The sequence below is a fragment of the Microbacterium sp. CCH5-D1 genome (assembly GCF_001557335.1).
GTDB classification, from domain to species: domain Bacteria; phylum Actinomycetota; class Actinomycetes; order Actinomycetales; family Microbacteriaceae; genus Microbacterium; species Microbacterium oxydans.
This window is the reverse complement of record NZ_LSJW01000100.1, coordinates 1-19,686: the sequence shown is the minus strand read 5'-3', so window position 1 is coordinate 19,686 and position 19,686 is coordinate 1. Positions and strand designations below refer to the sequence as shown.

At 68.0% G+C, this 19,686-nt stretch carries 20 protein-coding genes and 1 tRNA gene; 6 read left to right on the top strand and 15 right to left on the bottom strand.

The features are described 5' to 3' along the window. The first annotated feature begins 26 nt into the window (after positions 1-26). A complete protein-coding gene (locus AX744_RS06945) occupies positions 27-524 on the top strand; it encodes an HNH endonuclease (RefSeq protein WP_061015973.1) in 498 nt (165 codons plus the stop codon). Between the two features lie 62 nt (positions 525-586). Here AX744_RS06945 and AX744_RS06940 read toward each other — a convergent pair. The 9 genes from AX744_RS06940 to idi all read right to left on the bottom strand — a co-directional run bounded on the left by AX744_RS06940 (position 587) and on the right by idi (position 8,630). Further along, positions 587-659: transfer RNA gene (locus tag AX744_RS06940), tRNA-Arg, on the bottom strand. A gap of 60 nt (positions 660-719) precedes the next feature. Beyond that, positions 720-2,906, bottom strand: a complete 2,187-nt coding sequence (locus tag AX744_RS06935; protein ID WP_061015972.1) for an MMPL family transporter — start codon at positions 2,904-2,906, stop codon at positions 720-722. A gap of 35 nt (positions 2,907-2,941) precedes the next feature. Next, positions 2,942-3,835: a prenyltransferase gene (locus AX744_RS06930; RefSeq protein ID WP_058631267.1), complete on the bottom strand. Its 894-nt coding sequence runs from the start codon at positions 3,833-3,835 to the stop codon at positions 2,942-2,944. Next, positions 3,832-4,179, bottom strand: a complete 348-nt coding sequence (locus AX744_RS06925; protein WP_331709295.1) for a lycopene cyclase domain-containing protein — start codon at positions 4,177-4,179, stop codon at positions 3,832-3,834. Before AX744_RS06925 ends, AX744_RS06930 begins: the two co-directional genes overlap by 4 nt. After that, complete coding sequence (locus tag AX744_RS06920) at positions 4,176-4,520, bottom strand: lycopene cyclase domain-containing protein (RefSeq protein WP_046749809.1); 345 nt, start codon at positions 4,518-4,520, stop codon at positions 4,176-4,178. The genes AX744_RS06925 and AX744_RS06920 overlap by 4 nt, the downstream gene beginning before the upstream one ends. Further along, positions 4,520-6,121: a phytoene desaturase family protein gene (crtI, locus tag AX744_RS06915; protein ID WP_061015967.1), complete on the bottom strand. Its 1,602-nt coding sequence runs from the start codon at positions 6,119-6,121 to the stop codon at positions 4,520-4,522. Before crtI ends, AX744_RS06920 begins: the two co-directional genes overlap by 1 nt. After that, positions 6,118-7,026: a phytoene/squalene synthase family protein gene (locus tag AX744_RS06910; RefSeq protein ID WP_058631263.1), complete on the bottom strand. Its 909-nt coding sequence runs from the start codon at positions 7,024-7,026 to the stop codon at positions 6,118-6,120. Before AX744_RS06910 ends, crtI begins: the two co-directional genes overlap by 4 nt. Next, positions 7,023-8,105 carry a polyprenyl synthetase family protein gene (locus AX744_RS06905; RefSeq protein WP_061015965.1) on the bottom strand — a complete coding sequence of 361 codons (1,083 nt, stop codon included), beginning with the start codon at positions 8,103-8,105 and terminating at the stop codon, positions 7,023-7,025. The genes AX744_RS06910 and AX744_RS06905 overlap by 4 nt, the downstream gene beginning before the upstream one ends. A gap of 3 nt (positions 8,106-8,108) precedes the next feature. After that, positions 8,109-8,630 (bottom strand): isopentenyl-diphosphate Delta-isomerase, encoded by a 522-nt coding sequence (gene idi / locus AX744_RS06900; protein WP_058631261.1) that lies wholly within the window; start codon positions 8,628-8,630, stop codon positions 8,109-8,111. A gap of 89 nt (positions 8,631-8,719) precedes the next feature. On the opposite strand from idi, the gene AX744_RS06895 reads away from it, so the two are divergent. Beyond that, positions 8,720-9,367, top strand: coding sequence for a MarR family winged helix-turn-helix transcriptional regulator (locus AX744_RS06895; RefSeq protein ID WP_082738431.1), 648 nt, complete (start codon positions 8,720-8,722; stop codon positions 9,365-9,367). Positions 9,368-9,406: 39 nt separating this feature from the next. Here AX744_RS06895 and AX744_RS06890 read toward each other — a convergent pair whose 3' ends face one another. Both AX744_RS06890 and AX744_RS06885 read right to left on the bottom strand, forming a co-directional pair. After that, on the bottom strand, positions 9,407-9,754 hold the full coding sequence (locus AX744_RS06890) for a histone-like nucleoid-structuring protein Lsr2 (protein ID WP_058631260.1): 348 nt from the start codon (positions 9,752-9,754) through the stop codon (positions 9,407-9,409). Between the two features lie 96 nt (positions 9,755-9,850). Next, positions 9,851-10,708, bottom strand: coding sequence for a LuxR C-terminal-related transcriptional regulator (locus AX744_RS06885; RefSeq protein ID WP_046749803.1), 858 nt, complete (start codon positions 10,706-10,708; stop codon positions 9,851-9,853). A 109-nt stretch (positions 10,709-10,817) separates the two neighbouring features. Here AX744_RS06885 and AX744_RS06880 point away from each other — a divergent pair, with 109 nt between their 5' ends. After that, entirely contained in the window at positions 10,818-11,165 is a 348-nt protein-coding gene (locus AX744_RS06880; protein ID WP_061015963.1) for a DUF485 domain-containing protein, read from the top strand. Beyond that, the gene (locus AX744_RS06875) at positions 11,162-12,796 is read left to right on the top strand and encodes a solute symporter family protein (protein ID WP_058631258.1); all 1,635 of its coding nucleotides are present in this window, start codon (positions 11,162-11,164) and stop codon (positions 12,794-12,796) included. The genes AX744_RS06880 and AX744_RS06875 overlap by 4 nt, the downstream gene beginning before the upstream one ends. Before the next feature lie 66 nt (positions 12,797-12,862). On the opposite strand, the gene AX744_RS06870 is transcribed toward AX744_RS06875, so the two are convergent. Further along, a complete protein-coding gene (locus tag AX744_RS06870; RefSeq protein ID WP_058631257.1) occupies positions 12,863-13,375 on the bottom strand; it encodes a methylated-DNA--[protein]-cysteine S-methyltransferase in 513 nt (170 codons plus the stop codon). A 228-nt stretch (positions 13,376-13,603) separates the two neighbouring features. On the opposite strand from AX744_RS06870, the gene AX744_RS06865 reads away from it, so the two are divergent. Then, on the top strand, positions 13,604-17,272 hold the full coding sequence (locus AX744_RS06865; protein ID WP_174799759.1) for an ATP-binding protein: 3,669 nt from the start codon (positions 13,604-13,606) through the stop codon (positions 17,270-17,272). A gap of 284 nt (positions 17,273-17,556) precedes the next feature. On the opposite strand, the gene mscL is transcribed toward AX744_RS06865, so the two are convergent. Genes mscL through AX744_RS06845 form a run of 3 tightly spaced genes read right to left on the bottom strand, consistent with a single transcriptional unit; the run spans position 17,557 to position 18,887 of the window. Then, a complete protein-coding gene (gene mscL / locus AX744_RS06855; RefSeq protein ID WP_046749797.1) occupies positions 17,557-17,979 on the bottom strand; it encodes a large conductance mechanosensitive channel protein MscL in 423 nt (140 codons plus the stop codon). A 24-nt stretch (positions 17,980-18,003) separates the two neighbouring features. Continuing rightward, positions 18,004-18,276, bottom strand: coding sequence for an FmdB family zinc ribbon protein (locus AX744_RS06850; RefSeq protein ID WP_046749796.1), 273 nt, complete (start codon positions 18,274-18,276; stop codon positions 18,004-18,006). Between the two features lie 14 nt (positions 18,277-18,290). Beyond that, positions 18,291-18,887, bottom strand: a complete 597-nt coding sequence (locus tag AX744_RS06845) for a 5-formyltetrahydrofolate cyclo-ligase (RefSeq protein ID WP_046749795.1) — start codon at positions 18,885-18,887, stop codon at positions 18,291-18,293. Between the two features lie 41 nt (positions 18,888-18,928). On the opposite strand from AX744_RS06845, the gene AX744_RS06840 reads away from it, so the two are divergent. Then, positions 18,929-19,686 (top strand): UTP--glucose-1-phosphate uridylyltransferase (locus AX744_RS06840; RefSeq protein ID WP_061015961.1); only part of this gene is annotated, 758 nt, incomplete at its 3' end.

The window sequence follows — 19,686 nt, the reverse complement described above, 5'->3', positions numbered from 1 at the left end:
GTCCCGGCGGATCGAGAGGATGACGAATGCGCACACTGGTCCTGAATGCCGGATACGAGCCGCTGGCGATCGTGTCGTTCAAACGCGCCCTGGTGCTCGTGATGAACGACAAAGCCACCGTGATCGAACGCGTCGAGGAAGACCCCGTCTGGGGCTCGCACGGCGTCTACGACCGCCCTGCGGTCATCATCCTGGCGCGCTACGTGCGCGTCCCCACCAGCAGACGCGTGCCCCTCACCCGGCGCGGCGTGCTCCGTCGTGACGATCACCGGTGCGGCTACTGCGGGAAGTCGGCCTCCACGATCGACCACATCCTGCCCCGTTCTCGCGGAGGAGCTGATTCCTGGGAGAACCTCGTCGCGTGCTGCTTGCGGTGCAACAACGTGAAGAGCGATCGTACGCCTCAGGAGATGCGCTGGCAGTTGCGCTTCACCCCTCGACCCCCGCACGGTACCGCCTGGACGGTGCGCGGGACGGAACGCAGCGACCCGCGGTGGGAGCCGTATCTCGCGCTGGCGGCGTGACGAGGGCGGCACGACATGCAGAAGGGGAGCCGTCGCCAGGACGGCTCCCCTTCTGCATGTCGTGCCCGCGACAGGATTCGAACCTGCGACCTGCCCTTTAGGAGAGGGCTGCTCTATCCCCTGAGCTACGAGGGCGTGCATCCAGTCTAAGCGACCGGATGCACGCCGCTGCGTCTCCGTCGTCCCCGCTGTGGTTCAGTCTTCTCTGCGACGCCACAGCTTCGACGGCCACCAGATCGCCTTGCCGATGTCGTAGGTCAGTGCAGGGACCAGCAGGGAGCGCACCACGAACGTGTCGAGGAGCACGCCGAAGGCGACGATGAAGGCGAGCTGCACCAGGAACAGGATCGGGATCACCGACAGCGCGGCGAAGGTGGCCGCGAGCACGAGGCCGGCCGAAGTGATCACCCCACCCGTGATCGAGAGCCCTCGCAGGATGCCCTCCCGCGTCCCGTGCGCCTTCGACTCCTCACGGACTCTGGTCATCAGGAAGATGTTGTAGTCGATGCCGAGCGCCACCAGGAAGACGAATCCGAACAGCGGGACGGCAGGGTCGGCGCCCGGGAACTGGAAGATCCCGTTGAAGACGAGCGCCGAGACTCCCATCGCCGTGCCGAAGGACAGCACCGTGGTGAGGATCAGCAGCACCGGCGCGAGGATCGAGCGCAGCAGCAGCATCAGGATCAGCATGATCACGACGAGGATGACGGGAATGATGAGGTTCCTGTCGTGGATCGATGCGTCGTTGGTGTCGATCGAGGTCGCCGTGACACCGCCGACCAGCGCATCCATGGCATCGAGGTCTTCGCGAAGCTCTCGCACGGTCGAGGCCGCGGCCTCGGAATCCGCCGCATCGGTCAGGGTGCCCTGAAGCAGGACATCGCCCTTCACGATGGTCGGTTCCGGGGCGGGCGTGCCGGGAGGGCCGACGGCCGTGATGCCGTCTTCCGTCACGGGTGCCGAACCACTCGGGGAATCGGCCGCGGTGACCGTGACGCCATCGACGCCGTCGTTGGCGAGGAGCACATCGGCCGCGTCCTGCAGCTGACCCTCCTTCACGACGACGTACACGGGGCTTCCGGATCCGCCGGGGAAGTGCTCACCCAGGGCCACCTGGCCGTCGCGCGCTTCGGACGCGCCGAGCACCAGATCCGACTGCGGTACGCCGTCGGCGTCGAGCTGCGTGATTCCCGCCGCCCCCGCGAGCAGCACGAGCGTCGTCACGATCCAGATGACCCGAGGGCGGCGCTTGATGAGGCCGGCGAGCCGCGCCCACAGGCCCGTGGTGCGCATGCCGTGCTCAGCGGCCACGACCTCGGGTTCGAAGCGTGGGCGCCGCGGCCAGAACACGGCGCGACCGAAGAGCAACAGCAGCGACGGGAGCAGCGTCAGCGCCGAGAGCATCGCGAACACGATGCCGATCGCCGCGACCGGTCCCAGAGTGCTGTTGGATTTGAGGTCGCTGAGCAGCAGGCACAGCAGGCCGGCGATCACGGTGCCGCCTGAGGCGACGATCGGCTCCACCGAGCCCTTCCACGCCGCCATCACCGCGGTGCCCTTGTCCTGAGCGACGCGCAGTTCCTCCCGGAAGCGAGCGACGAACAGCAAGGCGTAGTCGGTGGCGGCGCCGATCACGAGGATGAACAGGATCCCCTGGGTCTGGCCGCTGAGGAGCAGCACCTCGAACTTCGCAAGCCACCAGACGACCAACAGCGCGACGCAGAGCGCGAAGAGGCTGGTGGACAACACGACGAGAGGAAGCAGGAACGACCGGTAGACCAGCACCAGGATCACGAGAACGGCAAGGAGCGCGACACCGAGCAGGAGCCCGTCGATACCGGCGAAACCGGCCACCAGGTCGGCGCTGAAACCGGCGGGTCCCGTGATGTAGACGGTGACCCCCTCCGGCACGGCGGCGCGCAGCTCGTCGCCCAGGGCCGTCGTCACATCCGCGAGCTCGGCGTCGGAGTCGATCGGGATGAACGCCTGCACCGCGCGTCCGTCGTCGGAGGGGAGCGCGGGAGAGACGTCGCCGCCGACGCCCTCGACCGTCGGCGCATCCGCGACGGCGGCGGAGATGGCATCGAGCTCGGCAGAGGTCAGCTCGTCGTCGGCGGTGAACACGGCGATGGCCGGGATCGAGTCGCTGTCGCTGAATTCGCCGAGAAGCTTCTGCACCTGCGTCGCATCCGCCGATTCCCGGAGATACGTCGTCTGCTCGTTGGACGACACCTCGTCGACCTTGCCGAACAGCGGTCCGCCCAGCGACGCGCCCACCAGCCACACGAGGATCAGGGCGACGGGGAGGAAGACGCGCACCCAGGAGTGCCGTCGAGTGCGCTCTCTCGGCGGCGGGGTCTGCGCGGTGTCGGGGCGGGACATCGGGGGTCCTTTCGGGGGTGCTTCGGAACGGGCGGTCAGGAGATCCAGGCGAGGATGAGGATCATCGTCGCGAGGAAGCCGGCGAAGTAGTTGAGGGCGATGAAGCGTCGCCAGGCGCGGTTCGTGGAGGCGGAAGTCGCGTCCGTCACGTTCCACCACGGTGCTGCATTCACCACATAGGGCAACGCGAGGACGGCGGCGAGCGGGCCGGGCCACGGAGTCCACAGCATGGCCGTGCCCGCGATCACCCACAGCGCGAGCGACAGGCGTACGGTCGCCCGTGCACCGATGACCGTGGCGATCGAAGAGATGCCGCCCGCCCGGTCGGGGCCGATGTCCTGCACGGCGCCGAAGGCATGGGCGGCCATCCCCCAGAGGAAGAACGCGCCGAGCGTGACGACGGTTCCCGTCGTCGCCGACGCTCCGGCCAGGGCGAGGCCGACGATCGCGGGACTGACGAAATGTGTGCTGGAGGTGACGGAATCGAGGAACGGGCGCTCCTTGAATCGGAGGAACGGCGCGGAGTATGCGATGACCGCGAAGACGCTCACCGCAAGCCAGGCCGTCGAGGCCGGGTTCCCGACGATCACGAGGTAGACGAGGAAGGGGATGTTCGTCGCCGCAGCCGCCCACAGGGTCGCTCGATGGATGCGGGGTGCGAGCAGTGCTCCCTCGATGCCTCCCTTGCGCGGGTTCGCCAGATCGGAGGCGTAGTCGAACACGTCGTTGATCCCGTACATCGCGAGGTTGTAGGGGATGAGGAAGTACAGGGTGCCGAGCACGAGGGTGAGGTCGATGTCGCGCGTGCTCAGGAGGTAGGCGGCCGCGAACGGGAAAGCCGTGTTGATCCAACTGATCGGACGCGACGACAGCACGATCTGGGCGATGTCCCGTGCGATGCCGTTCGACGGCGCGGTGGCTCCGCTCAACGTCGTTCCTCCTCATCTGTCGGTGTCCGCCCGCGGGACCGCCGAAGGGCGCGCATCGCGGTCCACGCGGCCGGAAGGAGCAGAGCACCTGCGAGCGGGTAGGCGAAGTCCTCGATCGGCGCGAGCCCGACGTGCACTCCGAGCAGCGGATCCTGGGCGTAGTGGAACAGCCCGCTCGCGATCATCACGGTGTCGAACGCGGCGGTGAGGAGGAAGAGCACGAGGATGGTCAGGAGCACGGATGCGGGGCGTGGTCCGCGACCGCGGGACGCGAGCACGAGCGCCGTGCCGGCAACTGCGGAACCGACGACGAACCAGGCGGAGAGCTGGAGGTAGGTCATCATCGCTCCCTCTGTGCCCTTGTGCGTGCACGGAGTCGGGCGAGCACACGCGTCGTCCCGGTGTAGATGATCATGGTGCAGACGACGAGGAACAGCAGGAAGACGGGTTCCTCGATGGGAAGCTCGGGAGCGAGCACCAGGCCCGTCGCAATCGCTCCGTCGCCGCGGAAGAAGATCCCGTTCGCGATCCCGGCCACGTCCCACACGAGGAAGAACACGAGGCCGAGGGTCGTCACCACGGCAGCGGAGACCGCGTCGCGCCAGAAGAAGAGCCGGAACCGCCAGTCCAGCAGCAGCATGCAGCCCAGCGACACCAGGAGGGCCGCCAGATACACCGCACCCATCAGGACGCCTCCGTCCCGACGGGGGAGTGTGCGGGAACGGGGAGCGGCCCCGGCGAGTGGTCGCCCCTGATGCGTTTGAGGACGACCTCCGCGCTGATCAGACACATCGGAACCCCCACGCCCGGTGCCGTCGTGGCGCCGGCGTAGAACAGACCCTGCACGCGCTTGGATGCGTTCTGGGCGCGGAACATCGCACTCTGCGAGAGGATGTGGGCCGGGCCCAGCATCCCGCCGCGCCAGGAGTGATAGTCGTCACGGAAGTCCGCGGGCCCTGTCGTCTGCCGCACGACGATCCGCTCCCGCAGGTCGGGGATGCCCGCCCAGGTCGCCACCTGATCGATCGCCGCGTCGGCCGCGCGCTCGACCGCGGGGGATCCGTGTCCGTCGGCCCCACCGTTGCCGAGATCGACGTCGGCGGGCACCGGGATCAGGACGAACAGGTTCTCATGGTCGGCGGGAGCGACGTCGGGGTCGGTCGCGCTCGGCCGGCAGACGTAGATCGATGCCGGGTGCGGCACCGTCGGGGTGGAGCCGAAGATCGCGTCGAAGTTCGCGTCCCAATCGTCGGTGAAGAACAGCGAATGGTGGGGGAGCTCGGGCAGCGCGCCGCGTACGCCCAGCATCACGAGGATCCCGCCGGGTCCGCTGGTGCGTCGCGCCCACCACGATTCCGGATAGGTCTGCAGCGAGGCAGGGAGCAGGGCGGTCTCGGTATGGTGCAGATCGGCTGCTGAGACCACCACGTCGGCGCTCTCGACGTGGGAGGCACCGGACTCGTCGAGCCAGCCGACGCCGGTCACGTGCGTGCCGTCGGCACCGTCCTGCGTGCGGATCCCGGTCACCTGCGCCTCGGTCACGATCCGTGCTCCCGCATCGCGTGCGAGTGCCTCGATCCGTTCGACCACGCGCCAGAATCCGCCCTGCGGGTAGCTGACGCCCTGATCGAGGTCGAGCGCACTCATGAGGTGGTACATCGCCGGAGCGCTTCGGGGATCGGTTCCGAGGAACACCGCGGGGTAGCCCAGGATCTGGCGCACGACAGGGTGGTCGAAGCGCCGCGCAGCGTAGGACTGCAGGCGTGTTCCGAGCAGGGCGCCCAGTCGGGGCAGAGCGCGGACCACCTCCGGCGCGAGAAGCGACCGCATGCGCGTGAACGGGTTGTAGAGGAAGTACTTCCGGGCCATCGCTCCGGCATCCTGCGCGGAGTCGAGGTACGCGTCGAGCGCTGCCGTTGAGCCGGGTTCGAGCGCTTCGAACAGCCGTGTGACCTCTTCCCGTCCTGCGGGCACGGTCACCGGTGTCGGGGAGGCATCCACCGCTCCGGGCGCTCGGAACACGCGGTAGCCCGGGTCGAGCCTGACCAGGTCGAGCTGCTCGGCGGTCGTGGTGCCCATCATCTCGAAGAAGTGGTCGAAGACCTCCGGCATCAGGTACCACGATGGGCCGGAGTCGAAACGGAACCCGTCGCGTTCGATCGTCCCTGCTCGGCCGCCGACACGATCGTTCTTCTCGAGCACGACGACGTCGTGTCCGTCCCGTGCGAGCAGTCCTGCCGTGGCGAGACCGGCAACGCCGGCGCCGATGACGACCACCCGGCTCATCGGTCGCGCTCCAGCGCTGTGACGAGCACGGATCGAGCGGCGAGGACGGCCTTGATCGGATCGGGAACGCGGACCCGGCGCCGGTAGAGGACGTCGACGGGAGTCGTCGACACCCGCCGAGTGAGCGCGGCGAACAACGCCAGGGCGCTGCGAACCGCGGCGCGCGCGTCCTTGGGCAGCAGCGGGATCGCGGCGCGCGCGTCGGCAAGCTGCCCGAACACGGTCTCGACCCACGCGTCGCGATCAGCGTCGGTGAGACGCGCGCTCCCGCCGAGGTAACCGCGGTGCAGACGGTCGGTGTCGTCTGCGAGGTCGCGCAGGAAGTTCACGTTCTGGAAAGCGGCGCCGAGCTGCCGTGCCCCGTGCCGCAGGATCTCCCGTTCCTCCCGTGTGCGCTCGGCGTCTCGCAGGAACACCTGCAGACACATGAGCCCGACGACCTCAGCGGAGCCGTAGACGTAGGCCGCATGGGCGTCGATGTCATACGCGGCGAAACCGGAGTCCGCGTCGATGTCCGCACGCATCGAGTCGAAGAACGGCTGGGTCAGGTCCTCGCCGATCGCGCACTCCCGCGCCGTGCGAGCGAACGCATGCAGGATCAGGTCGCTGCTGTAGCCGCTGCGCATCGACCGATGGGTCTCCGCGATGTACGAATCGAGGGCGGCTGATTGTGCCGTGACGTCAAGGCCGGCCTCCGCAGCCACGCCGTCGACGATCTCGTCGGCGATGCGGACCATCGCGTAGATGTTGCGCACGTGCTGCCGATGGCGTTTCCCGAGCAGGCGGCTGGCGAGTCCGAACGACGTCGAGTACGTGCGGATGACATCGGTCGTGGCGATCTCCGCCGTGCGGTTGAAACGTCGGAGTGCGGTCTCATCGCGGTGGCCGGATGGGGTGGTGCTCATCGGCGGCGACTCCCGACTCGGGAAGCGAGACTCCGAATGGCCTCTGCCGCCGTGCTGGGGACCAGGCCCGCGGATTCCGCGTCGAGAAGCGCGGCATCGGCGGCATCGAGATGCTCCTGCACCAAACCCTCGACGAAGGCCTCGGAGCCGCATGCGCGCAGTCGGTCGCGAGCAGCCGCGGCGTCCGCCGGGCTGAGGTCGGTCCGTCCGAAGTGCAGCTCGATCCCGTCCCATTCGCTCGTCATGCGCGCGTACGCGATGATCGCCGTCTCCTTGCCCTCTCTCAGATCGGAGAAGGGGTCCTTGCCGTGCTCCTCGGGGTCGCCGAACACCGACAGCAGGTCGTCCTGCAGCTGATAGGCGAGTCCGAGGTTCCATCCGATCGCCGTGAGGTGCTCCTCGGCAGCGGTCGACGAACCTGCGAGCACCGCAGCGGCGCGCAGCGGCAGGACGAAGGAGTAGGTCGAGGTCTTGTACGCGCTCGTGGAGAGGATCGTCCGCAGATCGGGAGCGATGATGCCGTCGCTGAGTGCGACGTCGGTGTGCTCCCCCGCCACGGTCTCGAAGATCGTCTCTTCGAGCAGGCCGAGCAGGCGCTCGCGAGACTCTGCGGCGACCTCGGCGCGCGCGAAGCCCAGCACCGCCGACGACAGGAGCAGATCCCCGAGGAGGATCGCGCTCGAGCGCGCCCAGTGCAGGGAGGTCTCGGTCGGTCCTGCGGGGCGGGATGCCGCGAGCGCTCCGATCAGATTGGGTCTTCTGCGCCGCGTGAGGTCACCGTCGATCACGTCGTCGTGGAGGAGGAAGGCGTAGTGGAGAAGCTCGACGTGGGCGGCCACCTCGATCGCGGACTGCGTCTCGGCGATCGTCAGCGGCGCGGGTGCCAGCGCATGCGTGAGATCGAGGAGCAGGCGGGGACGGATCAGCTTTCCCCCGAGAGCGTGTTCCTGGGCGGCCCGCCACAGTGCGACGAACTCGCTCCCGTAACGCTCGGCCGCTGTGCTTCTCTCGGAGAACCGGTGGCGAAGTGCCTCCTCGATCCGGGTGCTCAGCGATTCCTCGGTGGTCGTCGCGCTCATCGGTCACACCTCGCCGCGTTGACGTAACAGGGGCAGCTGCTCGACCAACCACGGACTGAAGGCGAAGGGCGCATGCGCCACGGCCTCGATCAGCGGATCCACGTCGACCCACGTCCACTCGGACACCTCATCGGGATTCGCCGTGGGGTCGGCGTCGAGGACGGCGACGTGCACTGGACAGATCTCGTTCTCGACGATCCCGCTCGCATCGACGGCGCGGTACCGGTAGTCGGGGAGCGCGGTGCGGATGTCCGACACCTGGATGCCGAGTTCCCCGCGACCGTGGCGAAGCACCGCATCGACCATGGCCTCATCCGGTCGCGGGTGGCCGCAGAAGCTGTTGGTCCAGACACCCGGCCACGTCTTCTTCGTGAGCGCCCGGCGGGTGATCAGCAGGCGACCGTCACGGTCGAAGACGTAGCAGGAGAAGGCCAGGTGCAGGGGAGTGTCGCTGGTGTGGACTTCGCTCTTGGGAAGCGTTCCGACAGCCGTCCCGTCTTCGGCGAGGAGGGTCACGTCATCCACGGCATCTCCTTGGCCTCGAGCGTTCCCGATTTAGCTAACTTGGTGAGTAGTCAACTTAGCATGAAACTGTTGGTGTGTAACATGATCGCATGGACTCGGAGCCCGGCACCACCCCGAACGCGGGCGCGCAGGAGTCGTCCCCCGCACCGGGAGCAGGGGTGAGTCCGACGGGCGAGACGCCGGACGGGCTCATCCACACCGCGATCTACGACGTCGAGGCCAGCGACCCCCGCAGTGTCCTGATCGACCGCACAGGCGTGCCGCCCGAGGAGCTGAAGCAGATCGCGCAGGTCATGGAGTCGTTGGCAGGGCTGCGCGAAGCGGAGCAGACCCTCTCGCAGGCCTCGCGCCGGTACATGCGCCTGAACGAGACCGACATGCGCGCGTTGCACTATCTGATCGTGTGCGCGAATCGAAACCTCGTGGCAACTCCGGGGGGCATCGCCCACCACCTCGGCGTCTCCACCGCGGCGACCACGAAGCTTCTCGACCGCCTCGAGCAGGGAGGGCATATCGCCCGCGCTCCGCACCCGACCGACCGCAGGGCGTTGCAGATATCCATCACCCCGGAGACTCGGCATGCGGCGATGGAGACGGTGGGTCGGCAGCAGGCGAAGCGGTTCTATTCCGCCGCTCGCCTGACGCAGGCCGAAAGGGAAGTCGTGATCCGCTTCCTCACGGATATGACCGAGGAGATCACGCTTCGGGACGAGCCTTGGCTGCAGGAGGGCGCGTAACAATTACCCCGTAGGGGGTGAAGAACGTCTGGAATGACGTCAGTGCGCCGCGTTGTACGCGTCGACGACCTGCGCAGGAATGCGTCCACGCTCGGAGAGCTTGTGGCCATTGTCATTCGCCCATGCGCGGATCGCCGCGACCTCGGGGTTCCGCGCTGGACGCTTGCGTGCGGACGACGTGCGTGAGGCGTTCGAGGACGATCCCGCCTTGCGTCCGGCCGCCACGTAGGGCTCCAGCGCCTTGCGCAATTCATCGGCGTGCGCGGTGTTCAGGTCGATCTCATAAGCGGTGCCGTTGAGCGAGAAATGCACAGTCTCGCCTTCGCCGACCTCCAGAACGCTGCCATCGATGTCGTCGACCAGCTGGTGCACAATTCGTCTCGCCATGGGGGCGACTTTACTCCACTGAGAGAAATGCGACAACTCGAAATGCTCGATCGCATTCATCTCGCAAAGGCCGTGCGATTACTCCATTCCCTTTGATCAGGGAAGAAGTCCGATTCGCCGGGCTCTCGCGACAGCGGCGTGGCGCGTCGACGCATCCAATTTGGACATCGCCGTCCCCAGATATGCCTTGATGGTGCCTTCTCGCAGACCGAGTTGCGACGCGATCTCCGCGTTGGTCGAACCGAGCGCAGCGCATGCGAGCACGTCGGTCTCGCGCGGAGAGAGGTGGATCGCGGGGATCGGCCCCGTGGCCGGCGCCGCACCGTCTCCGGCGAGGGTCAGCAGGCGCCGCTCGACGTGCGCGATCCTGGTGCGGAGATCTTCGTCCTCGACGGAGGCCGCGATGCTGCGGAGTTCCGCGAAGCTCTGCCGCAGTTCCTCGCGTTGCGCCGGGGCGACCACGTCCTCGTTGAGGGCGGTCTCCTGGAGTCGCCGTTGCACCTCGTCGCGGATGCGCAGTTCATCGGCGACGGATCGGGCGACCTGCATGGCGGGGGCGGTGGTCACCCCGCCGACTCGCTCCTCGTCCCACCCGCCGGCGTAGAGCACCCCGCGGGAGCGTCCCTGGACGACGATGGGAAGAGCGAGGAGCGTACGCAGACCTTCTCCCAGCACGAAGACGTCGTAGTCGTGGGTGATCTGCTGGGACGACCCGTAGTCACTCGTCATGCGGGGGCGGAGCTCCATCATCGCGCGACCGCCGAGGCCGCGTTCCGGACGCACGCGAAGACCGTCCAGCGAACGCGTGCGAGCGCCGACGATGCTGGTGACGCTCACCACGCCTTCTTCGATGAGGCCGCCGAAAGCGACAGGGAAGCGTGTGCGCCGTGCAAGCTCCCGCACCGCGTTCGCGACGAGATCCGCCTCGGATTCGCGGGCGACGGGTGAGTTCACGACTACCTACTTTCGGGGGTGACGACGCAATGCCCCGTTTCGTAGCGTCGACCCTACCATTCGCGCGAGGTGGCTCGTGCGAGCACCGGACATGTGGCAAGGAGGCCCCATGAGCGACCAGACGAACACGGATCCGAACGGTGAGATCGACTACACAGCGGTCGAACGATCACCGAGATTCCTGACCTTGAAACGCACGCAGAGATCGTTCATCTTCCCGATGGCGGCCTTCTTCCTTCTCTGGTACTTCGTCTACGTCCTTCTGGCCGCCTTCGCTCCGGATTTCATGGGACAGCGGGTGTGGGGTGACATCACGATCGGCCTCCTCTTCGGCCTCGGCCAGTTCGTCACCACCTTCGCGATCACGATGGCCTACGTCTCCTTCGCGAATCGCAAGCTCGATCCGCTCGCGGCGCAGATCCGCGAGGAACTCGAGGAAGCGCAGGGCGCGGCATGAGCGGCGTGCGCACGGCAGCACCCGCTGCCCTCGAGATCAATCCGGTCTTCAACATCTCGATCTTCCTGGCGTTCGTGGCGGTGACGCTGTTCATCGTGATCAGAGCGAGTCGCAACAACAAGACCGCGGCCGACTACTACGCCGCCGGCCGCTCGTTCACCGGTCCGCAGAACGGGTTCGCTATCGCGGGCGACTACCTGTCCGCCGCATCATTCCTCGGGATCTGCGGTGCGATCGCGATCAACGGGTACGACGGATTCCTCTACTCCATCGGCTTCCTCGTGGCGTGGCTCGTGGCCCTGCTCCTGGTCGCCGAGCTGATGCGGAACACCGGCAAGTTCACCATGGCGGACGTGCTCTCGTTCCGCCTGCAGCAGCGGCCTGTGCGGATGGCGGCCGCCATCACGACGCTCGCCGTGTGCTTCTTCTACCTGCTGGCGCAGATGGCGGGTGCCGGCGGTCTGGTGTCCCTGCTGCTCGGCATCGACGGTCGGGTCGGTCAGTCGGTCGTGATCGCGGTCGTCGGCATCCTCATGATCGTCTACGTGCTGATCGGCGGCATGAAGGGAACGACCTGGGTGCAGATCGTCAAGGCCTTCCTCCTCATCGGCGGTGCCCTCGGGATGACCGTGTGGGTGCTCGCGATCAACGGGTTCAGTCTGAACACGCTGCTCGAGGCCGCGGTGGCGAACTCGGACAAGGGTGACGCGATCCTGGCGCCCGGTCTGCAGTACGGAGCAAATCCGTGGGACTTCCTCTCTCTCGGTCTGGCGCTCGTGCTGGGCACCGCGGGATTGCCGCACGTCCTGATGCGCTTCTACACGGTTCCGACCGCCAAGGAGGCCCGTCGCTCGGTCGTCTGGGCCATCTGGCTCATCGGCGGGTTCTACCTGCTCACGCTCGTGCTCGGGTACGGTGCCGGCGCCCTGGTCGGAGCGGACGTGATAGCCGCGGCCCCGGGGGGTGTGAACTCCGCGGCCCCGCTGCTGGCTCTCCAACTCGGCGGACCGGTGCTGCTCGGCTTCATCTCGGCTGTGGCATTCGCGACGATCCTCGCGGTCGTCGCGGGACTCACGATCACCGCTGCCGCGTCGTTCGCGCACGACATCTACGCGAACGTCATCCAGAAGGGGCGCAAGGACTCGGAGGGCAAGCCGATCGAAGCCGACCCCAACGGAGAGGTGCGCGTCGCCCGACGTACGGTCATCGTGATCGGCATCCTGGCGATCGTCGGCGGGATCGGCGCGCAGGGGCAGAACATCGCGTTCCTGGTGGCGCTGGCTTTCGCCGTGGCCGCGTCGGCGAATCTGCCCACCATCCTGTACTCGCTGTTCTGGCGCCGATTCACCACTCGCGGGGCCGTGTGGAGCATGTACGGCGGGCTCGGGTCGGCGATTGTCCTCATCGTCCTCTCGCCGGTGTTCTCGGGAACCCCGACATCGATGATCCCGGGGATCGACATCGCCGTGTGGCCGCTGAACAACCCGGGCATCGTCTCGATCCCGTTGGGCTTCCTGCTCGGCTGGCTGGGCACGATCACCAGCAGCCGCAAGGAGTCTCCCCGGTTGGCCGCGGAGATGGAGGTGCGATCGCTCACCGGATTCGGCGCGGAGAAGGCCACGGAGCACTGAGCCTGAGCCTGAAGTCGTGGACCCGGCGGCCTACTCGCCGGGTCCACGACACCGCCTGCCGACGGCTCAGCTCGTCTCGAGGTCGAGCAGGAACTTCTTGCGCTCAGGGTGCGCGCCGTATTGGCCCGCGCTGCCGTCCGACCGCACGACGCGGTGCACCGGGACGATGATCGAGAACGGTGTGATGCGACACGCTGTGCCGACGGCGCGCGCGGCGCCGGGGTGTCCGGCGAGGACCGCGACCTCTCCGTAGCTCATCGTCTCGCCCCACTCGATGTCGCAGATCGTCCGCAGAGCGGTCAGAGCGAACCCGTCGACGAGTCGCCAGTCGAGGCGGATGTGCTCGTCGAAGCGCACCTGCTCGCCGTCGAAGTAGTCGGCGAGCAGATGGGCGAGCTCGTCGGCGGCGCCGGGGTCGGGCTCCGGCACGGATCTCAGCTGGCGCGACACGCCTTCGAGCAGCCAGGGCACGCGCGGGTCTTCGGATTCGGAGAGATCGAACCGCACGATGCCCTCGTCGGAGAACACCGCGAGAGCATCGCCGAAGGGGGTCGGCGCGAAGTCGTAGCGGAAGGTCATGCCCCCATCCTGACCGCTGGACGGGACACCGCACGCCGCTGTTGCCGCTCCGGGTGGAGAACCTCGTCGGCGCGGACGCCGGGCAGGAGAAGTGGACGGTGCATCGCATCGCGGAAATTCGGCGGAAACCCGCCCGGGATACCCCGCGTCGGCATGTCGCGCGCCTAGGGTGTCATTGTGTGGCGACGTGAAGGAAAGTCTGCGGACGACACAGCGGTGGATCCTGCTGTGTCGATCAGCGACCTGCACGGGTCCACTGCCGGCATCGACATCGCGCACGCAGCGGAGTCGGAGCGCACGCGTCTGAGAGCGGAGGCCGCGGATCTCGGCGGCCCCTCGCCACTGGTGAGCTTCCGCGACAGCCCCGAGTCGGGTATCGACATCTCCAAGGCGCACCCCGGCAGCCTGCCGCAGTTCATCACCGGCAAGTCGACGCTGCTCTCGAACCTCTTCCGCGATGAGGTCGGTCTGCGCACAGCGAGACTCGCCGCGGAGCGCATCACAGCAAAGAACACCGAGCTGCGCACCGTCCGCGGCATCGAGGCCGTGCACCTCGCCGTCGGCGTCGCCCGGTGGCGCATCGGGGGAGCGGGGTTCGCCGCACCTGTGCTGTTGCGTCCGCTGGCGATCCGCCGCCACCACTCCGACTTCGAGCTGAAGCTGCAGGGCACCTTCGAGGTGAATCCCGAACTCGTGCGGATCGCCCGCGATCACTTCGGTCTCACGATCGACGCGACAGCTCTCGCAGCCCTCGCCTACGACGGCGGGATCTTCAAGCCGCAGCCGGTGATCGACAGCCTGCGCGCGATCACGCGATCGATCGACACCTTCTCGGTCGAGCCGCGCCTGGTCGTCTCGACGTTCGCCGACGTGTCCGGGGTGATGTCCCGCGACGGCGGCAGTCTCGACCATCAGGTGCTGAACGCCCTCGCCGGACACGTGGGCGACCGCGAGCGCGTGACCGCCCCACGGGCGATCCCGCACCACATCGGGCCGGACGACCGCGCTCCTGCGTCCGACAATCTCCTCCTCGACGCCGACGCCGAGCAGGAAGCTGTGCTCGCGCGCATCGCCGCGGGGCACTCCCTGACCGTCGCGACGCTTCCGGGGACCGGCGGCACGCAGACCGTGATCAACGCGCTCGGCGAACTCGTGCGCGGAGGCAAGCGCGTCCTCGTCGTGTCCGCGCGTCGCTCGACCCTCGACGGCGTCCGCCATCGTCTCGCCGGGATCGGACTGGACAGCCTCGCGGTCTCGCCGGCGAACGTGCGGCGCGATCTGGTCAGGGCCATCGGGCGCAACGAGAAGGCCACGGCGCCGAAGGTCGGCGAAGTCGACGATGCCCTCGTGCGCCTGCGCACCGTCCTGCGCGACTACCGTCAGGCGCTCAGCGCGCCGATCGCCGGGTTGGGCGCCTCGGTCCTCGACGCCACCCGCCAGCTGACGCGCTTGGCGTCGCTCCCTGTTCCACCGTCGACCACCGCGCGTCTCGGACCCGATGCGCTTCGTCGCCTCGCCGCCGACCGCAGCGAGGCTGCCGAGGCCCTCGCACAGGCCGCCCGTCTCGGCGAATTCCGCTTCGGCCCGAACGACTCGCCCTGGTACGGGGTCACCTTCTCCAGCACCGAAGCCGCACGAGCGGCGCACGAGCTCGCCGGGCGACTGCACTCGCAGAGCGTGCCCACCCTGCTCGAGCGCGGCTACGAGCTGATCGCGCAGACGCACATGCGTCCGTTCGCGACCATCGACGAGCTCGGCGAGTACCTGCGGCTGCTGCAGGGGATCCGCGATTCGCTCGACCGATTCAGCCCCACGGTCTTCGAACGTCCTCTGGGTGAGCTCATCCAGGCGCACGGTTCGCGCCGCGACGCTCCCGGCCTGTCCGGGGCGAACAGGCGGAGGCTCCGTCGGCTCGCCAAGGAGTATGTCCGCCCTGGAGTGCATGTCACCGAGATGCATGAGGCTCTCCTGCGGATCCAGGCGCAGCGCACCCAATGGCAGCGCTTCGTCGACGCCGGCGTCGCTCCGGAGATCCCGCTCGGTCTCGCCGACGTCCACGCGGCCTGGCAGCGTGTGGAAGCCGAGCTCGCCGAACTCGACACCGCCCTCGGACGCCGTGAGCCGTTGGCATCGCTGCCCGTGGCCCGGCTCGTTCGCACCCTCGCCGGCCTCGCTGCCAAATCCGACGTCTTCGAGAACCTGGTCGAGCGCGCCCAGCTGCGTGACCGACTCGCCCTCCTCGGGTTGGAGCCGCTTCTCACCGAGCTCTCCGTCCGCCACGTCTCGGAGTCCCAGGTGGGGGAGGAGCTCGAGTTCGCCTGGTGGCAGTCCCTCCTCGAGCGCGCCCTGCAGGACAACCGCGCCCTCCTCGGAGCGAACACCGCGGTCGTCGATCGGCTCGAGCGCGATTTCCGCCTGGTCGATGAGGCGCATGCCGCTATGGCCGGACCGCTGCTCGCATGGCAGCTGGCCAATCAGTGGCGCATCGCGATCGTCGACGAGCCCCAGCAGTCGCAGCACCTGCGTCAGGCGCTGACGCAATCCGCGACGACCACCGCGCAGGTGGTCAGCGCTGCGCCCACCCTTGTCGACGTGCTCGCGCCGGCCTGGATCTCCTCGCCGTACCTGGTGCCCGAGATCCCCGACTCGGTCGAGTTCGACACCGTGATCCTCGTCGATGCCGCAGCGATCAACCTCGCAGAAGCGGCCCCGGCGATCCGTCGTGCGCGCCAGATCGTCGCGTTCGGCGACCCGGTCACGCAGCGCCCCACCCCGTTCCGCATCGCGGTCGATCCGGAGGAGTCGTGGGAGCCCGAGGTGCCCTTCGACGACGTCTCGGCCTTCGAGCGGCTGTCCGAGCTCCTGCCCGTGCTGACCCTCACCCGCAGCTACCGGGCGGGTGGCGAGGACCTCGCGGAGCTCATCAACGATGCCTTCTACGGAGGCGAGATCGTCTCCCTTCCCTGGGCGGGCTCGTACCTCGGTCGTGGCAGTCTGACGGTCGACTACGTCGAGGGCGGTACGGGAACGCCCGATCCGATCTCGGGTGCGGTCGAGAGCCCGGATGCCGAGGTCGCCAGGGTCGTGACCCTCGTGGTCGAGCACGCGGTGCACCGCCCGTCGGAATCCCTCATGGTGGTCACCGCGAGCGCCCGCCACGCCGAGCGCGTGCGCGCCGCCGTCACTTCGGCGTTCGCCGGGCGATCCGATGTCGCGGACTTCGTCGGCCGAGACACGGTCGAACCGTTCGCGGTGCTGACGCTCGAGGAGTCAGTCGCCGAGAGCCGCGATCGTGTGATCTTCTCGCTCGGCTTCGGCCTCACCAAGCACGGCCGCGTCCTGAGCGACTTCGGCGACCTCTCCACACCGGACGGCGAGCGACTGCTCACGGTCGGGATGACGCGAGCGCGCCGTTCGATGGTCCTCGTCTCGTCGATCCGTCCCTCCTCGTTCGACGATGGGCGCCTGGAGCATGGGGCGGCGACCTTGATGTCGATCCTCGGCGGCCTGGCCGCCCGGAGCCGGGATGCGCGGCTGGAGGATCTCGCCGACCCGCTGACCCTGGCGCTTGCCCGCGAACTGCGGCGCCTCGGCGCCTCGGTGGACGTCGACTACCGCGGACTGCTCCCGCTGGTCGCGCAGCACGGCGGCAAGGCCGTCGTGATCGAGTCGGATCCCGAGACGCGAGGCGAGTCCCTGCGCGAGTCCCTGCGTCTGCGCCCGCACGTGCTGCGTCGCCTGGGCTGGCACTACGTGCGCGTGCACGCGTTCGACCTCTACAGCGACCCCGTGACCGTGGCGACCCGGATCGCCGCGGTGCTCGGCATCTCGGATTCCGCCCCGCGCGCGGAGAACGATACGCAGCCGATCGACACGCTCGACACCCAGAATGACTGAGCACCCGGGGCCCGCGGACCCGCGCCAGCACGTGGAACGCATCGCTGGATCTCGTCGTGCGCGTCTCACTCCGGTGCCGGGGAGCGACCCGGAACCGGAATCGGGGCCAGCGGAGACGCCGCCGGCGCGGAACCGGCCGAAGGGTGCCAAGGGGCCGAACGACGACCAGCTGCTCCAGGACGTCCCGCCGCACTACTGACTGTGCGGCTCCTACCTCGGCCGGGAACGGAGAGACGCACGGTCCCTCCGAAGAGGGACCGTGCGTCTCGAGTGGTTCCAGCCGGTCAGGCTCCGCGCTGTGCCTTGAGCAGATCGCGGATCTCGACGAGCAGCTCGGACTCGGTCGCCGCGGCCGGCTCCTCCTCCGGCTCTTCCGCGGGCGTGCCCTTGCGGGCCTCGACATGAGCTTTGAACGTGTTCATCGGCAGCACGAACACGAAGTACACGACGACGGCGACGGCGAGGAAGCTGATGATCGCCGAGATCAGGTCGCCGATCGGGAAGGTCACCGTCTCGCCGTAGATGTTCGGAACCTGGATCCCGAACTGTCCGGCCGCGTCCGCCTTGAGGAAGAGCGCGATGAGCGGGTTGATGATGCTGTTGACGACCGCCGTGACGATCGCGGTGAACGCCGTGCCGATGACGACCGCGACGGCCAGATCGATGACGTTGCCCCGGAGCAGGAAGTCCTTGAAACCTTTGAGCATGGGATCCCCCAACAGATCGATACCTCAGGAAGAGGCCGGAGTCGACGCAGCCGCCGGTTTGGCGCTCGTCGTCGATTCCGTCTTCGATGATGCCGAACCATCCTTCGATCCACCGGATTTGGCGCGCGAGTCCGTGCGATAGAAACCGGAGCCGTTGAAGGTCACACCGATCGAGCCGTACTGCTTGCGCAGCGCGCCACCGCACTCGGGGCACACAGTGAGAGCGTCGTCGGCGAAGCTCTGCACGGCGTCGAAGGTGTGACCGCACGCGGTGCAGGCATAGGCGTAGGTGGGCATGGGGGTCCTTGAGATCAGCGTCGCCGCGGCGACAGGGTGAGGGTCTGCGACGGGGTAACGACGCCGTTCACCGGCTGGTCGTGGACCTCTCGCGGAAGTTCGTCGAGTACCTCGGAATCATAGATGACCGCGTAGACGGGAGGGCACTTCTCCATCGAGCCGATCGTCTTGTCGAAGTACCCGCGCCCCCAGCCCATGCGCATGCCGGAACGGTCGACCGCCGCGGCAGGGACGATCATCAGGTCGACGTCGTTCACGGCGATAGGGCCCAGCACCTCGCCCGTGGGCTCCGGCAGGCCGAAGAGGCCCTCGGCGACCTCGTCATCGTCCGTGGCGACAGCCCAGTCCAGCAGTCCGTCGGCGCGGGTGACGGGGAGGAGCACGCGGATGCCGCGGCGCACGGCCCTGGTCACGAAGTCACGGGTGCCCGGCTCTGTCGTGGTGGAGAGGAAGCAGGAGATGGATCGGGCGCCCAGTTCGTCGACGAGGGCATCGAGGCGTTCGCCGATGGCCGTGGCCGCCGTCTCGCGTTGTGTGTCGGAGAGGAGCTGGCGTCGTTCGCGGAGCTCGGCGCGGAGTGCGCGCTTGGCGTGTTCGACGTCGTTCGACATGGCTCCGAGTCTACGTCGACGCTCACCACTAGGCTGAGAGGATGGGCAACCACAAGATCAAAGCAGTCATCCCCGCCGCCGGACTGGGGACACGATTCCTGCCCGCCACGAAGGCGATGCCGAAGGAGATGCTCCCGGTCGTCGACAAGCCGGCCATCCAGTACGTCGTCGAAGAGGCGGCTGACGCCGGGATCGACGACATCCTCGTCATCATCGGGCGCAACAAGAACGCGATCTCCAACCACTTCGACTCGGTCCCCGAGCTCGAGGTGAAGCTCATGGAGAAGGGCGACACCGGTCGCCTCGAGCGCGTGATGAAGTCGAGCGACCTCGCCGACATCCACTTCGTCCGTCAGGGGGAGCCGAAGGGTCTGGGTCATGCAGTGCTGCGTGCGCGCACCCATGTCGGCGACAGTTCTTTCGCCGTGCTGCTCGGTGACGACCTGATCGACGAGCGCGATCCGCTGCTCACCGAGATGATCGCCGAGCACGAGCGCACCGGCGCCGCGGTGATCGCGCTGATGGAGGTCGATCCCGCGAACATCCACATGTACGGCGCCGCTGCGGTCGAACCCCTCGAAGGGTCGGATGCGGTTCGGGTCACCGGTCTCGTCGAGAAGCCGGCACAGGAGGACGCCCCCTCGAACCTCGCGGTCATCGGACGCTACGTCCTCCCGGCCTCGGTCTTCGAGATCCTCGAGCACACCGAGCCGGGCAAGGGGGGCGAGATCCAGCTCACGGACGCACTGCAGGTGATGGCGGCCGACCCTGACGGCCCCGGCGTCGTCGGCGTCGTCTT

Bases quoted from the DNA above. Each gene is read 5' to 3' on its own strand.
- AX744_RS06875 (WP_058631258.1), top strand. From the start codon at position 11,162: ATGAGCGGCGTGCGCACGGCAGCACCCGCTGCCCTCGAGATCAATCCG.
- crtI (WP_061015967.1), bottom strand. From the start codon at position 6,121: ATGAGCCGGGTGGTCGTCATCGGCGCCGGCGTTGCCGGTCTCGCCACG.
- AX744_RS06920 (WP_046749809.1), bottom strand. From the start codon at position 4,520: ATGGGTGCGGTGTATCTGGCGGCCCTCCTGGTGTCGCTGGGCTGCATG.
- AX744_RS06945 (WP_061015973.1), top strand. From the start codon at position 27: ATGCGCACACTGGTCCTGAATGCCGGATACGAGCCGCTGGCGATCGTG.
- AX744_RS06895 (WP_082738431.1), top strand. From the start codon at position 8,720: ATGGACTCGGAGCCCGGCACCACCCCGAACGCGGGCGCGCAGGAGTCG.
- AX744_RS06845 (WP_046749795.1), bottom strand. From the start codon at position 18,887: ATGTCGAACGACGTCGAACACGCCAAGCGCGCACTCCGCGCCGAGCTC.
- AX744_RS06910 (WP_058631263.1), bottom strand. From the start codon at position 7,026: ATGAGCACCACCCCATCCGGCCACCGCGATGAGACCGCACTCCGACGT.
- AX744_RS06890 (WP_058631260.1), bottom strand. From the start codon at position 9,754: ATGGCGAGACGAATTGTGCACCAGCTGGTCGACGACATCGATGGCAGC.
- AX744_RS06870 (WP_058631257.1), bottom strand. From the start codon at position 13,375: ATGACCTTCCGCTACGACTTCGCGCCGACCCCCTTCGGCGATGCTCTC.
- AX744_RS06925 (WP_331709295.1), bottom strand. From the start codon at position 4,179: ATGATGACCTACCTCCAGCTCTCCGCCTGGTTCGTCGTCGGTTCCGCA.
- AX744_RS06935 (WP_061015972.1), bottom strand. From the start codon at position 2,906: ATGTCCCGCCCCGACACCGCGCAGACCCCGCCGCCGAGAGAGCGCACT.
- AX744_RS06880 (WP_061015963.1), top strand. From the start codon at position 10,818: ATGAGCGACCAGACGAACACGGATCCGAACGGTGAGATCGACTACACA.
- mscL (WP_046749797.1), bottom strand. From the start codon at position 17,979: ATGCTCAAAGGTTTCAAGGACTTCCTGCTCCGGGGCAACGTCATCGAT.
- AX744_RS06905 (WP_061015965.1), bottom strand. From the start codon at position 8,105: ATGAGCGCGACGACCACCGAGGAATCGCTGAGCACCCGGATCGAGGAG.
- AX744_RS06850 (WP_046749796.1), bottom strand. From the start codon at position 18,276: ATGCCCACCTACGCCTATGCCTGCACCGCGTGCGGTCACACCTTCGAC.